Here is a 12,662-nt window from a genome sequence, read left to right on the forward strand (position 1 = left end):
CAGTTACTTTATCAACGTCTCCACGACCTCCTTCATGTCTGCGTAGGGAAGCGCTCCTTCAAGCGGGATCTTGTCACCGTTCTTGGTGAGGATCACACTGTAGGGCGTACCACGGGTTCCTGCGGAGATTCCATCCGCATGGTCAGCGTCCACCTTGGCTTTGGTGCGGCGCTCGCTAGTGCACTTGGCGAAGGCGGCTGCGTCGAGGCCAGCATATGCGGCGATCTTGGGGAGTTCCGCGGCGTCCAAGCCGTCATTTGAGGGGGTGATTTCGTAGAGGCGATCAGCGTACTTCCAGAAGGCAGTATTGCCTCCGAGCTCGGCGGCGCATTCGATGGCTTCGGCTTCCGCCTGGGCTTTAGTGTGAAGTTCTGGGATGGGGAAGTGGCGATACACCCAAGCGACGGATCCGTTCGCTCCGTACTCGCTCATGATGCGCTTCATGGTGGCATGGAAGCTCTTACAGAACGGACACTCGGGGTCGGAATATTCTACGATCACTACCTTGGCATCCGGGTTTCCGAGGATGTGCTCATTCGCGCTGACTGCGCGAAGAGATATCTCCTGAGGAGTGCCCGGGGTCACTCCGGTAGAAGGAGTGCTGCGGGTGTAGAGGACAGAACCGGCGATGAGGACGCCGGCAAGCACGATGGCGATGGGGATTCCGAGCGAACTTTTAGTCTCTGGCATAGGGGTCGAAAAGCGATTAATGGACTGCATTATATCATGCGCTATACTGAGCCTAATTATGAAGGATTTACTCAATAAGAAGGCCCCGGATTTCAATCTGCTTGATCAGGATGGGAAGAAACACAAGCTCTCGGGGTACCGTGGGCAGCCAGTCCTCCTCTATTTCTACCCCAAGGACATGACGCCGGGATGTACCATAGAGGCTGAGACATTTCAGGATCGCTCTAAGGAATATGCCAAAGCGGGTATCGTCATCCTCGGGATGAGTCCGGATACGCCGGAATCTCACAAGAAATTCTGTGATAAGCACAAGCTCTCTTTCACTCTCCTTGCGGACAAGGATCATCTGGTCGCGGAGAAGTATGGCGTTTGGGTAGAGAAGAGCATGTACGGTAAGAAATACTGGGGTGTGGAGCGTGATTCCTACCTCATCGACAAAGAAGGTAAGGTAGTCGCTCAGTATCAGAAAGTGAAGCCAGAAGAGCATCCGGAAGAGGTGCTCGCTGATGCCAAGCGTCTCGGGCTTACGAAATAATCCATGGATCTCTTTCAAGCGCTGATACTCGGCGTCGTCCAAGGGCTCACTGAGTTCCTGCCGGTCTCTTCTACGGGCCATCTTATTCTTGCTCGGGATATCCTCGGCATCAATGTGCCCTCAGGCCTTGCGGTGGACGCGGTGCTGCAGCTTGCCACTATCCTTGCGGTGGGAGTGTATTTTGCGCGCGATCTCTGGCGTCTCTTCCTTACTGGAGCGAAGTGGATCATGCGCCGAGCAGTATCGGATGAAGATCGTACGCTCCTCCTTGCTGTCATCTACGGCACCATCCCAGCCATCATTATCGGGTTGCTCCTCGAGAGCTATATGGAAACTGTCTTCCGGAGTGCGGGGCTGGTGGCGCTCATGCTTGTTGTAGGAAGTTTTCTGTTCCTCTTTGCTGAAAGGATCGCTACGCAGGCAGGCGCACTTACGCCCGGGAAGGGCTTCCTCATCGGTTTGTTTCAATGTCTCGCCCTCATCCCTGGTATGTCGCGCTCCGGCTCCACTATCGCCGGAGGCCTTATCCTCGGGCTTACTCGGGAGGCGGCCGCTCGCTTCTCCTTCATCCTCTCTTTTCCCATCATCGTAGGCTCTGGAGCCAAGAAATTCCTGGAGCTCTCTAACGAACACCTACTCGGTGCCATGGGAGTGCCTCTCCTCATGGGCTCATTCGTTGCCTTCCTCGTGGGGCTCGCGGCGATTCATTTCCTCATCCGCTACCTGCGCACGCACAGCTTGGCCGTATTTACGTACTATCGTTTCGCGCTCGCAGCTGCGGTCATCGCGTTTCTCTTTTTCCGCTAAAAGGGGAGGGTATAGGTGAGAGCGTTCTTCTCCTGGTTCTCCCATTTTGATGCATCGAGCTTTATCTCATTATTCACGCCTCCTTCCCTGAAGAAGAGCTTGTTGTTGGTGCGGGCGTACTCATACACCTCTTTGGTGATCTTCACGTCTTCCAGGCAGTATTTGCGGAGGCTGTCCATGTCGCCCTGTTTCCACCAGGTGATGGCTTGGAGTCCGTGTCCGATCTTCTTCTTGCCGAGGGTGCCTTCGGCGACCTGGTCCAGGCTCATGCGACGACCGTAGTTATTCTTTATCTCCTTGAGGATATCGAGGCTCTTGATGGCAGTGAGGTCGCCGGGATAGTATTTGTTAAGCAGTGGAACATCGAAGTGGTCGGAGTTGTAGCCAATGAGCATGTCTGCTTTCTCCAATATCTTCCAGAGCTTAGGAAAATCCGCTTCAAAGAAGCTCTCGTAGGAGTCGGTCTCTGAATCGTGGATGCAGACGATGGAGATATCAAGGAGAGCAGGGTCGTTGCGGCCGACGTCCTGGAAGAGATTCTTGGTTTCGATATCGAATACGATCTTGCGCATGGAATATTAAAAGAAACACCAGTGTAGCATGAGCTACATTCGTTTGGGCTAGGACTTGAAGAAGGAGGCTAGTTCGGTGCGGGAGAGCTTGGTTTCGGTGCCGGAAGCGAGCTCTTTGACGGCGAAGATGCCGCTCGTTAGCTCGCGTTCACCGACCACGAGTACATAGGGGATGCGCTGCTTGTCGGCAGCACCAATCTGGTCACCGATCTTGCGAGAGGTGAAGTCGACGGCGACATTCACTCCCTGCGCCCGTAGTTCGGAGGCGAGAGCCGCGAGTGCAGCAGATTCTGCGCCGTCTGCGCGGCAGATATAGAGGGTGGTCGCTGGTTTGTATTCTGGGATAAGGCCGTGCACGTCGAGGAAGTCACGTAGGGTCACGTCACCCATGCCGAAGCCTACGGCAGGCATCTTTTCTGCGCCGAAGATGGAGAGGAGGTCGTCATAGCGGCCGCCGCCGAAGAGTGACCGGCGATTCTCCGGAGAGGTATCGAAGAGTTCGAAGACGATCCCTGTGTAGTAATCAAAGCCGCGCATGAGGGAGGGGCTGAAACGCGCATTCCTTATTCCTGAGGCAGAGAGTCCGCGAAGGACTTCCTCGAGTTCTGTCACCGCTTTGTGTGCACTTAGGGCAGGCACCTCTCTGAGGAAGCTCTCGAGGTCTTCGCTCGCCAGTACTTTCTCTATTGTTTCGCTAGCCTCTCCCGCTATCTCCCTCGCTGCAGCGCTCCAAGCAGCCGCTTCCATCTTGTTCTTGCGATCGATGAGCTTGAAGAGCTTGTGAGACTGCTCTTCAGAGAGGCCGAGCTCAAGGGTGAGTGCATTCATGAGGGCGCGATGGTTCACCAGGATGTTGAAATCTGCGTCCGTTGCGCCAAGGTGCTTCATGATGCCCGAGGCTACCGAGATGACCTCGATCTCTGCTTCGGTACCTTCTACTCCGAATATGTCCACGTTCAATTGATAGTGCTCGCGCAGGCGGCCGCGCTGCGGCTGCTCATATCTGAAAAGATTGGGGATGGAATACCAACGTAGGGGGAGGGCCAGTTCGCGGCGCTTGCCGGCGACCATGCGGGCTACGGTCGGAGTCATCTCCGGGCGGAGGGTCACTTCGCGGCCGCCGCGGTCGGTGAAGGTGTAGGTCTGCTCGTTTACGATCTCTTCGCCGCTCTTGGCTTTGTAGAGCTCGGTGGATTCGAGGGGGGAGGCGGTATATTCGAGATAGCCGAAGCGCTCCGAGACGGTGCGCATGCCTCCCAGGATGTGGTTGAGGACGGACATGTCCTCGGGATAGAAGTCACGGGTGCCCTTGTAGGGGTCAGTAGAGAGGGAGGTGGGATCGGCCATGGATAGGCCAGATAGTAGCAAATATCCCTCCTCCTACCAAGCTGGAATGGCGGGGGAAGCTGTGTAGAGGCTCGCTTGTCGGGAGAGTTAAAGAGTGCTATAAAACGGGCAAGTAGTTGATTCTTGTAGGGTCCGCGATTGGAAAGGAGAAGTTTCTTCCAGAGCCATCGTTCGGGTTTGAAGAGAGGGTCGCGCTACTTTAGAAATCAATTCGATTACGATGGCAAAGAAACTCTATGTCGGTGGTCTGCCGTACTCTACGACGGACTCCGAGCTTCGCGATGCGTTCGCTACGGTTGGCGTAGTGGAAGCTGCTTCGATCGTTATGGACAAGATGACGGGCCGCTCTCGCGGTTTCGGATTCGTGACCATGCCGAACGACGCTGAAGCAGACAAGGCAATCGAGACGATGAATGGTGCAGACCTCGGTGGTCGCGCTATCACCGTCAACGAGGCACGTCCTCTCACTGATCGTCCTCCCCGACGCGACGCAGGTCGTGGCGGATATGGCGGCAACGGTGGTGGTATGGGCGGTCGCGGCGGCTACTAAGTCGACGCAAAACAAAAGACCCTGTCCGAAAGGACAGGGTCTTTTGTTTTCATTACTTGGTCCTATCCTGCCGGAAGAGCGTCATGAAGAATTCGAAGAGGTGTCCCTTGCGTTTGAAATGCTTGCCTTTCACTACTGCATACGTGCCGACGCCGTTGCCAAGCGCGTAGGCGAGGATGATGCCGAGCTGCTGGCCTTCCAGATCGCCGAGGATCTCGTAGAGCACCAGGATACCGACTACGGTGACTACGAAAGAGAGGAAACCGGAGCGGAGGGGGTAGTCCTTGGAGATCGCTTGGTAATAGAGGGTGATGAGGAGGTCCTGGAAGAAGCCGACACTGAAGAAGAGCAGATACTGGCTCCAGGCTGCGCCTTGAAAGATCGACAGGAGAGAATCCATGAAATCAGTATACTACGCGTCTCTTTTGGGGGATGTGGATGAAGGGGATAAGAGCATTCATTGTAGTCCTCTGCTCCTGTAAGATAGAGGCATGAGAGGATACTCCAGAGGGTTCGCAGCGCCGGGCGCCGTAATTTTTCTGGCGGTCATCGGCATCGTCGTGTGGTATCGCAATCACAACGACCCCCAGGCTACTTCTTCCGCTACTACGACCGTCTCTGTTCGGGCTGAAGCCAAGCTTTCAGGCGAAGGCAAGACTTCTTCAATTCGCTAGTCGCTATCAACAACCAAGAGTATCTTCCTGAGGTATACTTTTTGTATGAAAAAACACATCGCTCTGGGTGTCGCGGTGGTAGCGGCTCTCTCCGTAGTCATCCTCATGTTCACCTCGCTTCTGCCGCTTCCTGGGACAGAGCGTCCTGTGGTGCCGTCTCCGACAGTTACCCCCTCCGGCACCCCGGTAGGCATAGAGACCTATGACGCGCCAGAGTTCGGCTTGAGTTTTGATTACCCATCTCACTACATGGTCTGGGAAGAAGAGGTGGGTACGGCACAGCGCGGCCACTATCATATCCAGCTGGTTGAGGATACGCAGGAGAATCGCAATCTGAAACTAGGGCTCTCGCCGGGCCGCGAAGGGCCGACAGCCATTTCCTTCGAAGTATTTCAGAATAATCGGGATAAGACGGGTCTTCTTGATTGGGTGAAGGGGAATGCTAATTCCAATTTCAAGCTAGGGGACGGCACTTACGAGGAGGCGGAGATCGGTGGAACATCTGCCATCTTCTATCGCCATAGCGGGCTCTACGAAGCCAATGCCTTCGTCTTTGCGCACGGGGGAAACATCATCAAAGCGACGGTTACATACCTCACGCCGGAAGATCCCATCATCGACGATTTCTCCACGGTGCTCTCTTCTGTCGATCTCTACTAAGAAAAAGCCCCGCGCAGTGCGCGGGGCTTTTTCTTAGACCTCGAAGCGAAGTTCCAAGGTCTCGCCATATGGCGTGCTCTTCCATTGGCCCCAGAGGTTCTGGAAGCGGTTCTTTATTTTCGTAACCGCTTCTTTGGTGAGCCACTCCGGCATCGGCTCATGGTAGGCATCAAAGGCATTCTGCATCGCGGCGAGGAAATCTTCCGGAGTGAGCGCGTCGCGGATTACTCCGGTGAGGCCGCCGACAAGCCTCTCCGTGACACCTCGCTCTCCGGTCATAAGTTCCTCTCCCATAGCTTCCGGTGTCATGGTGTCGTAAGAGTTCCCTGCGGCGAGCATCCCATAGAAAGAATGGGCTAGCTTGGCCTCGCTCTCGAGAGCGAGATGGATGAAATCGTGGAGAAGGAACGCTTTGCTCTCAAGCTCAAGGCTCTCTCCGGAGCCATCCTCGCGGCGATATTCGAAGCGGTGATGAATCGCAGAGATTTTGGTGAAGCGGAGGGTGAGCGAGGTCATGTCAGATCATGCGCTCCTTTTCTCCGACTTTAAGCTTTTGCAGTTCTGCGCTCCAGCCGAGGAGGTTCGCTCCGAGCTGAAGCAGGGTGGCGACTCCAGAGAGCGCGAGCACTAGGATGAGGTACCAGCTCCAGGAGGCAAGGAAATACAGAGTAGTCGTAAACAGTGCGAACCAGACACCGAGGCACCAGGGGCAGGAGAGGAGATCAGAGATAGTGCGTCGCGGGCCGTCTTGCGGTACTGAACGCTCTACGTACGTGATGCCGTCGAGGGTGGTCTCACGGCTCTCCTTGAAGAGGTCTCGGAACCAAGCAGTGATCTTGTCGTAGACGAAGAGGCGGGTGAGGCGGAAAGTGGCGAGCGCGATGAGGCTGAAGTCAGCCAGGGGAATTGATTGGGGGAGGGAGCCCACATTCCGGTAAAGGATATACATCGCTCCTCCAAGGAGGGCGAGAAAGAGAAGGCTGAAGAGGAAGTTCCAGGAGTGCTGGTTATTTTTAGGTTCCATAGTCCCATTATCCTACTCTTCGTGTATCTCGCAAGAAAAGGAAACGCCGCCCACGCATGATGCGTGGGCGGCTGGCTCCGAAGAGCTTTAGGGTTGGGAGTCCGAAGTTGCTCCAGCCGCGACGAACGTGCGGCGGTTGACCAGGAAGCGTACCCAGGCCGTGGCGGCGAGTTCCAGGGCGGTTGCGAAGACGAACGCGGTGAGACAGGTGCCGGTGAAGGCCCCCATCCGATACGCGCCCTGCTGCCAGAGCACGAGCAGGATCAGGGTCATGCCGAACGCGGTGACGAAGGTGATCAGAGACCAGAGCATGTCCTTCATGCCGATCTGCTCCGAGCGCTCCGCCGACTTGAGGAGGAGCATGACCTGGCCTGCGAAATAGCAGAAGGCCATCGCCCATGGGACCGACCAGACCCAGGGCCGGATGGGTTCGTAGGCGGGGTTCCACAGGTAAGCCCCGATCAGCCAGAGGGGCACGAGCCAGGCGCAGTGGCCAGCCAGGAAACAGCTCCAGTCGTCGGCCGTGCGCGGGAGGAAGCGGAAGGGGCGGCGGTGGGTAGCGGCGATGACTCCCACTTCGTTGAGGGTACGCGCGGGTTGCGTCGTCATTGCGGGGACTTTCTTGGTTGTGGAAGGGCTAGGCGTACTGAGGAAAGCATACTTCATTTGTAGTATATTGTCAACTGATGTATTTGACAATACATATTTATACTGCTATAATTAAGACCGCAAATTAACCCTGATCCTGGGAGGAAAAAGTGAAAAGAATCTCGACTCGTACCAAGCTTGTGGGCTTGGTTGCGGCGGGGTTCCTTCTCCTGGGGCTCGCTGCGTACTTTTACAATCCAGAAGAATGGAGTCCCGAATGGGCGCTGCTCAGCGTCGCCGGCCTCCTCTTCGCGGAAGGTGCCGCTGTGGCTACTGTCACGAGTTTCTTACGAGGCTTTGTGGTCCGCTACGGAGTCATGAAGCTCCTGCCCTTCATCCTGGTTATCGCCGTACCTATCCTGTGGCGCAGGGCAGCGCGGACACGCTTCCTCCGGTCTTCTCAGAAGGCGAAGGAACTCCACGCAATCGCGTGGGAATATTGGCAAAGCTTGCCTTGGCTCTTGCGCTTGTTGTTGGTGGGCGGGTCTTGCGTCTTCATGGTCATCGTCGCGCTCGTGGCAGGATCCATCCTCGGTATCGTCACCATCTTCGGAGTCCGTATCGCGGTGTCTAGTTCGGTGATGTCCTGGCTTTGGTACAAGACCATCGCTTTCCTCGCGCGACTCGCGCTCGGGAAGTGGGTGGAGCGTAACTGCTCCATGGTCTGGAACTATCTGCCGGAAGACAAGCGGGCTCGGATCCGCAAGAGGTACCGGGAGCTCTGGTGGCTCACGCTCCGCCGTACCGTGCGTAGGAAGCTTGTCTATGGGAGGCGAGCTCGCGTGGTTCTTGAGCAGCATATGCGCGAGGCAGCTCGCCAGCGCATTCTTGGAAACCGCCTGCCGCACCCTCGCGAGCACGGCATTCAATGAAGGAGGAAATCGTGAACAACCCCGGACTTTGGTTCCTCGGAATCTCGGTCATCGCAAACCTCTTCCTGCTTCCCTGGTCTTTCAAGAAGATGCGTTTGGCATCGTCGACGAAGTACGCGAATGGGGAATATCGTCGCGGGTTCAGGAGTGATCGAAATCGCGAGACGTACCTTTTCGCTCTCTCAGTCATGATGCTCGTGCTTCTCGTCAGCCTCTTCGTCAACGAGCTGATCGGAGGGCGCTAAGCGTAGTATAAGCACTTCAAAACCTTCGGCCGCTGCGTCCTCGACGCGGCGGCCGATTTCTTTTGCTCATAAAACCAACTTAGATCACCCTCTTGACAGATTTAATTAATTAGGTTAATATGTTCAACGGACTGCTTTTTGGCAGACCTTCTTCCAACCACTGGATAAGAGGACTACAGATGCTTATTCGCTCCCTCCGCGGGCTCGTGGCGGCCGCCCTCCTGGCGCTCGCCCTGCCTGTCTCGGCCTTCGCACAGGCTGTCCCGGCCTCCTACACGGAGCCCTTCAGCCTCGAGAAAGCCATCTCCGGGACGATGTCGGCGACCTTCAACACCCGGACCAACAAGGACCGTACCGGCAAGCTGCCGGCGGGTAGCCCGGCCATCGGCCAGCAGGACATCTACCAGGTGAACCTGCAGGTCGCCAAGTCCACCTTCTTCGACGGTACCATCAAGCGCCAGCCCTGGATTCCCACGGCGACGCTCGGCACCACCGCCCAGGTCGGCTTCCTCGAATACACTCTGCGCACCGGCGTCATCAACCCGGCGAATCCGACCCAGACGCGCGTTCTCGGCTCCTTGATCGGTGGCCTTTCCCTCGACAACGAGGGCAAGTACCACCTCACCAAGCCGCCCGCGGGCATGGGCGAGTTGCGTATGGCCATCGAGTCGGCTGGCCCCGTCCCCGGCTTCGTCTCGAAGTTCGGTGGCGAGATCGAAGGGCGCGTGCCCGAGAGCGCAGGGGCGCTCGGCTTCCTCGCCAAGGCCAAGGCCAAGGGCGAGAAGCACTTCGCCCTCTACGTCGAAGGTCGTCCGGTGAAGGCCACGATCAAGAACTCCGATCCGGTCGGGTTCCAGAACGTGAAGCTCGCCTCCGGGCCGGTCGCCGGTTATCCGGAGGTCATCCTGAACGGGTCCATGGACTTCGATCCGGAGAACAGCGTCTGGTATCTCGACCTCCAGGCGAACTACGGCCAGAAGCCGGATCGCTTCAGCGGCACCATCCGCTGGATCGACGACCCGAAGCGGGCCCAGAACGGGCTCGGCTACTACGACCTCAACGTGCGGGTCAATGAGCAGGCGATCTCCGAGGCGGAGATCCTCAAGGCCACCGCGGCCTCCGAGGACGACTTCTTCAAGGCCGACAGCAAGGTGCCGGGCTTCTCCGGGAAGATCCTCTACAAGGACACCTTCCAGGGGAAGACGGTCACGGGCTCGGCCATGACCTACGAGGTCGACGCCCACAAGGTCTCGAAGATCCAGATGATGACCTTGGCCAAGCTCCTGTTCCTGGCCGTCGGGCCGTTCAACGACGAGTAGCCAGTCGGCTGCTCGCACAGCATATCCGGCGGGGACGTAAGTCCCCGCCGGTTTTTCCTTTTCATAATGAAGCGCTGGGTTATCCCCGCGCTCGCCTTGCCGGGGAGCGATTCCAAGCTACACTTAGGCGGTATTCCTTAAACATATAGAAATGGCAGACACAGCGTATTGCGTGAAGTGCAAGGCGAAGCGCAGCATGAAGGGGGCGAGCAAGATCACCATGAAGAACGGCCGCAATGCTATGAAGGGCACTTGCGAGAAGTGCGGCACCGGCATGTTCAGTATCTTGGGCAAGGCGAAGTAATCATCATTCGAGATTTTCGAAAGCACCCGCAAGGGTGTTTTTGATTTTATGCCCTGTCGGGGGTGTGCTACTCTCTGGGCATGTATATGTCGCGGAGGGTTCTCTTTCTGGTGGCTTTCGGCATCTTCCTCGCGGGAGCGCTTGCGGGGTGGGTAGGGGGAGTGCGTTTCTTTGATAAGTATTTCCTGCTTGAGCCTGCGATCCGGGAGAACGCAGAGCGCTACGACTTCATCCATCCGCTCCTCAGCACCGGGGATCTCTCTCAGGCGCGCTCTTTCAGCGATCTTGTGCAGAATGTCCACGCCGATATCGAACGATTCAAGGCGGAGGGTAAGCTCATCTCCGCCTCGGTATATTTCCGCGACCTGGAAGTGGGGCGCTGGATGGGCGTGGATGAAGAGGTGGAGTACGCCCCCGCAAGCCTCTACAAGGTGGCTTTGATGATGACCTATCTCAAGGGCGCGGATCTGGATCCTAGCCTGCTTGAGCGCGAGACCCTCTTCAAAGAGGAATACCGCAGCGCTGCGCAGGATTCAGACAGCTTTCCGCGGCTCGAAGCAGGGAAATCCTACAGCATCGCAGAGCTCCTCCGCCGAATGATCGTCTATTCGGATAATGATTCTAAGAATACTCTCCAAGCCATCCTCGACACTGAAAGCCGCCAGCGCATCTTCGCTGATTTCGGTGTGACTATCCCAGAGCTAGCCAACACGGGGGATAGTCTCTCACCTAAGGAATACTCCCTCTTCTTCCGCGTGCTCTATAACGCATCGTATCTCTCTCGCTCGCTCTCCGAAGCTGCTCTCAAGGTCTTAAGCGAAGCGGAATTCAAGGAGGGGCTGGTGGCTGGCGTGCCGGAAGGAGTGAGGGTGGCGCATAAGTTCGGGAGCCGCGTATTTCCGGCAGAAGGCAACACCAAGGAAATCCGCGAGCTTCACGACTGCGGCATCATTTATTACCCGGATCATCCGTACTTCCTCTGCGTCATGACTAAAGGAGTGTCGGCGCCGGATCTCGCCGCTGTTATCCGCTCCATCTCGACGAGGGTTTATAACTATGTGAGCAGAGGCTCTGAGTAAAATGGAATGAACAAGAAAGATTTTCTCGCTTCTCTCAAAGAGGTCTATTGCCGGCTTGCGCCTACGGAACACGGCGTCGGCGTGGTCGCTATACGCACAATCCCCAAAGGGATTGATCCTTTCAAGAACTGCGATCCATATGCGGATGTGCTAAAGATCCCTGAAGCAGAGCTCGAAGCATACGATGCGCCGGAAGAAGCCAAGAAGCTGGTGCGCGATTTCTGCGCTCTCCAGGATGGTGTCTATTTCGTGCCGAGCTATGGGATGGATGCTATTGATAAGTCTTACTTTTTAAATCACTCCGATACTCCCAATATGGTGACTCCTGATAAGGGAGAGACGTTCCTCGCAGCGCGGGATATCGTGGAAGGGGAGGAGCTCACGGCTGATTACGGACAGTACCACGAGGCTAAGCATTTCGAGCGCGGGTAGGCTTGGAAGCCCGCGGATTTTTTGTTAGGATGGCGCCCTGCCATGCCTCGCAAACTTAAATTTCAACCAGGAGATTTCATACTTAAGCCGAAGCGCTCAAGCGCTGGCATCGGTCTCTTCACCTACTCTCCCATCAAGAAAGGGGAGTGCGTCATCGAATATACGGGGCGGGTCATCTCCAAGGAAGAGGAATTTACCAACAACAGCCTCTATCTCTTCGAGGTGCACAAATATAAGACCATCGACGGCCGCGCGCGCTCCAACCTCGCTCGCTATATCAATCACTCCTGCCGTCCTAACTGCGAGCCGGAGATCCGCAAGGGTCGCGTATTCATCATGGCGAGGAAAGCTATCAAGGCGGGGGAGGAGCTTACCTACGATTACGAAAAGGAATATTTTGATGAGCACATAAAGCCCAAAGGCTGCCGTTGTCCTAAGTGTCAGGAAGGAAAACGAGGTCAGTAAGAGCCCTCATAGCTAAACGTCACCTCAGGTATCTATCGGCATGAGTAGGCCGCTAGTTAACCTTAACGTGCTATGGAATCATCCTACACCTCTCCCCGCACGCGCCCTCTGTATCGGGGCACCCAAGTCGTATGGTATCTGCTCGGTTTGCTCGAGGCTCTGCTAGCCTTTCGCTTCATTCTCAAGCTCCTCGGAGCGAATGCTGACGCCGGCTTCACCAGCTTCATATACGGCGTGAGTCATCCGTTTGTAGCACCTTTTCTCAACGTATTCCGCGTCAGTAGCGTCCAGGGATCCGTCTTCGAATGGACGACCCTCCTCGCGATGCTCGTTTACTGGTTCGTAGCCATCGGCCTCATCAAGCTCTTCCTCATGGGCAAGCCGGTCTCAACTCCGGAAGCCGCGAGTAAGCTCAATCAGCAGGAGCAATAAAAAACAC

General features: G+C 56.3%; 20 protein-coding genes. 13 read left to right on the forward strand and 7 right to left on the reverse strand.

Annotated elements, in window-relative coordinates:
* Positions 1 to 3 precede the first annotated feature (3 nt).
* Positions 4 to 690, reverse strand: coding sequence for a DsbA family protein (locus tag K8Q93_02565; protein ID MCE9644095.1), 687 nt, complete (start codon positions 688 to 690; stop codon positions 4 to 6).
* A gap of 58 nt (positions 691 to 748) precedes the next feature.
* On the opposite strand from K8Q93_02565, the gene bcp reads away from it, so the two are divergent.
* Both bcp and uppP read left to right on the forward strand, forming a co-directional pair.
* Positions 749 to 1,225: a thioredoxin-dependent thiol peroxidase gene (gene bcp, locus K8Q93_02570; protein MCE9644096.1), complete on the forward strand. Its 477-nt coding sequence runs from the start codon at positions 749 to 751 to the stop codon at positions 1,223 to 1,225.
* A 3-nt stretch (positions 1,226 to 1,228) separates the two neighbouring features.
* Complete coding sequence (uppP, locus tag K8Q93_02575) at positions 1,229 to 2,032, forward strand: undecaprenyl-diphosphatase UppP (protein MCE9644097.1); 804 nt, start codon at positions 1,229 to 1,231, stop codon at positions 2,030 to 2,032.
* On the opposite strand, the gene K8Q93_02580 is transcribed toward uppP, so the two are convergent.
* Positions 2,029 to 2,604 (reverse strand): ribonuclease H-like domain-containing protein, encoded by a 576-nt coding sequence (locus tag K8Q93_02580; protein ID MCE9644098.1) that lies wholly within the window; start codon positions 2,602 to 2,604, stop codon positions 2,029 to 2,031. The genes uppP and K8Q93_02580 overlap by 4 nt on opposite strands.
* Before the next feature lie 48 nt (positions 2,605 to 2,652).
* Positions 2,653 to 3,951, reverse strand: coding sequence for a histidine--tRNA ligase (gene hisS, locus K8Q93_02585; protein MCE9644099.1), 1,299 nt, complete (start codon positions 3,949 to 3,951; stop codon positions 2,653 to 2,655).
* A 220-nt stretch (positions 3,952 to 4,171) separates the two neighbouring features.
* On the opposite strand from hisS, the gene K8Q93_02590 reads away from it, so the two are divergent.
* Positions 4,172 to 4,501, forward strand: coding sequence for an RNA-binding protein (locus K8Q93_02590; GenBank protein ID MCE9644100.1), 330 nt, complete (start codon positions 4,172 to 4,174; stop codon positions 4,499 to 4,501).
* A 52-nt stretch (positions 4,502 to 4,553) separates the two neighbouring features.
* Here the strand turns inward: K8Q93_02590 and K8Q93_02595 are convergent, their stop codons facing one another.
* Positions 4,554 to 4,901 carry a hypothetical protein gene (locus K8Q93_02595; protein MCE9644101.1) on the reverse strand — a complete coding sequence of 116 codons (348 nt, stop codon included), beginning with the start codon at positions 4,899 to 4,901 and terminating at the stop codon, positions 4,554 to 4,556.
* 91 nt (positions 4,902 to 4,992) lie between these two features.
* Here K8Q93_02595 and K8Q93_02600 point away from each other — a divergent pair, with 91 nt between their 5' ends.
* Entirely contained in the window at positions 4,993 to 5,175 is a 183-nt protein-coding gene (locus tag K8Q93_02600) for a hypothetical protein (GenBank protein MCE9644102.1), read from the forward strand.
* A 45-nt stretch (positions 5,176 to 5,220) separates the two neighbouring features.
* Positions 5,221 to 5,835: a hypothetical protein gene (locus tag K8Q93_02605; GenBank protein ID MCE9644103.1), complete on the forward strand. Its 615-nt coding sequence runs from the start codon at positions 5,221 to 5,223 to the stop codon at positions 5,833 to 5,835.
* Positions 5,836 to 5,868: 33 nt separating this feature from the next.
* Here K8Q93_02605 and K8Q93_02610 read toward each other — a convergent pair whose 3' ends face one another.
* From K8Q93_02610 to K8Q93_02620, 3 genes are all read right to left on the reverse strand, one after another.
* Positions 5,869 to 6,351 (reverse strand): hypothetical protein, encoded by a 483-nt coding sequence (locus K8Q93_02610; protein MCE9644104.1) that lies wholly within the window; start codon positions 6,349 to 6,351, stop codon positions 5,869 to 5,871.
* Position 6,352: 1 nt separating this feature from the next.
* Complete coding sequence (locus K8Q93_02615) at positions 6,353 to 6,859, reverse strand: DUF1360 domain-containing protein (GenBank protein MCE9644105.1); 507 nt, start codon at positions 6,857 to 6,859, stop codon at positions 6,353 to 6,355.
* Positions 6,860 to 6,946: 87 nt separating this feature from the next.
* Positions 6,947 to 7,468: a hypothetical protein gene (locus tag K8Q93_02620; GenBank protein ID MCE9644106.1), complete on the reverse strand. Its 522-nt coding sequence runs from the start codon at positions 7,466 to 7,468 to the stop codon at positions 6,947 to 6,949.
* A 149-nt stretch (positions 7,469 to 7,617) separates the two neighbouring features.
* Between K8Q93_02620 and K8Q93_02625 the strand changes: the two genes are divergently transcribed.
* From K8Q93_02625 to K8Q93_02660, 8 genes are all read left to right on the forward strand, one after another.
* The gene (locus K8Q93_02625; GenBank protein ID MCE9644107.1) at positions 7,618 to 8,379 is read left to right on the forward strand and encodes a hypothetical protein; all 762 of its coding nucleotides are present in this window, start codon (positions 7,618 to 7,620) and stop codon (positions 8,377 to 8,379) included.
* The gene (locus tag K8Q93_02630) at positions 8,376 to 8,624 is read left to right on the forward strand and encodes a hypothetical protein (protein ID MCE9644108.1); all 249 of its coding nucleotides are present in this window, start codon (positions 8,376 to 8,378) and stop codon (positions 8,622 to 8,624) included. The genes K8Q93_02625 and K8Q93_02630 overlap by 4 nt, the downstream gene beginning before the upstream one ends.
* A gap of 119 nt (positions 8,625 to 8,743) precedes the next feature.
* A complete protein-coding gene (locus tag K8Q93_02635; GenBank protein MCE9644109.1) occupies positions 8,744 to 9,943 on the forward strand; it encodes a hypothetical protein in 1,200 nt (399 codons plus the stop codon).
* 151 nt (positions 9,944 to 10,094) lie between these two features.
* Entirely contained in the window at positions 10,095 to 10,247 is a 153-nt protein-coding gene (locus tag K8Q93_02640) for a DUF5679 domain-containing protein (protein MCE9644110.1), read from the forward strand.
* A gap of 80 nt (positions 10,248 to 10,327) precedes the next feature.
* Complete coding sequence (locus K8Q93_02645; GenBank protein ID MCE9644111.1) at positions 10,328 to 11,326, forward strand: class A beta-lactamase-related serine hydrolase; 999 nt, start codon at positions 10,328 to 10,330, stop codon at positions 11,324 to 11,326.
* A gap of 6 nt (positions 11,327 to 11,332) precedes the next feature.
* Positions 11,333 to 11,758, forward strand: a complete 426-nt coding sequence (locus K8Q93_02650; protein MCE9644112.1) for an SET domain-containing protein — start codon at positions 11,333 to 11,335, stop codon at positions 11,756 to 11,758.
* Positions 11,759 to 11,800: 42 nt separating this feature from the next.
* A complete protein-coding gene (locus K8Q93_02655) occupies positions 11,801 to 12,223 on the forward strand; it encodes an SET domain-containing protein (GenBank protein MCE9644113.1) in 423 nt (140 codons plus the stop codon).
* A gap of 72 nt (positions 12,224 to 12,295) precedes the next feature.
* Positions 12,296 to 12,655, forward strand: a complete 360-nt coding sequence (locus K8Q93_02660; GenBank protein MCE9644114.1) for a YggT family protein — start codon at positions 12,296 to 12,298, stop codon at positions 12,653 to 12,655.
* Positions 12,656 to 12,662: the final 7 nt, after the last annotated feature.

The sequence above is a fragment of the Candidatus Parcubacteria bacterium genome, from assembly GCA_021414235.1.
In the GTDB taxonomy this organism is placed as follows: domain Bacteria; phylum Patescibacteriota; class Minisyncoccia; order Phycocordibacterales; family JAKFXT01; genus JAIOOV01.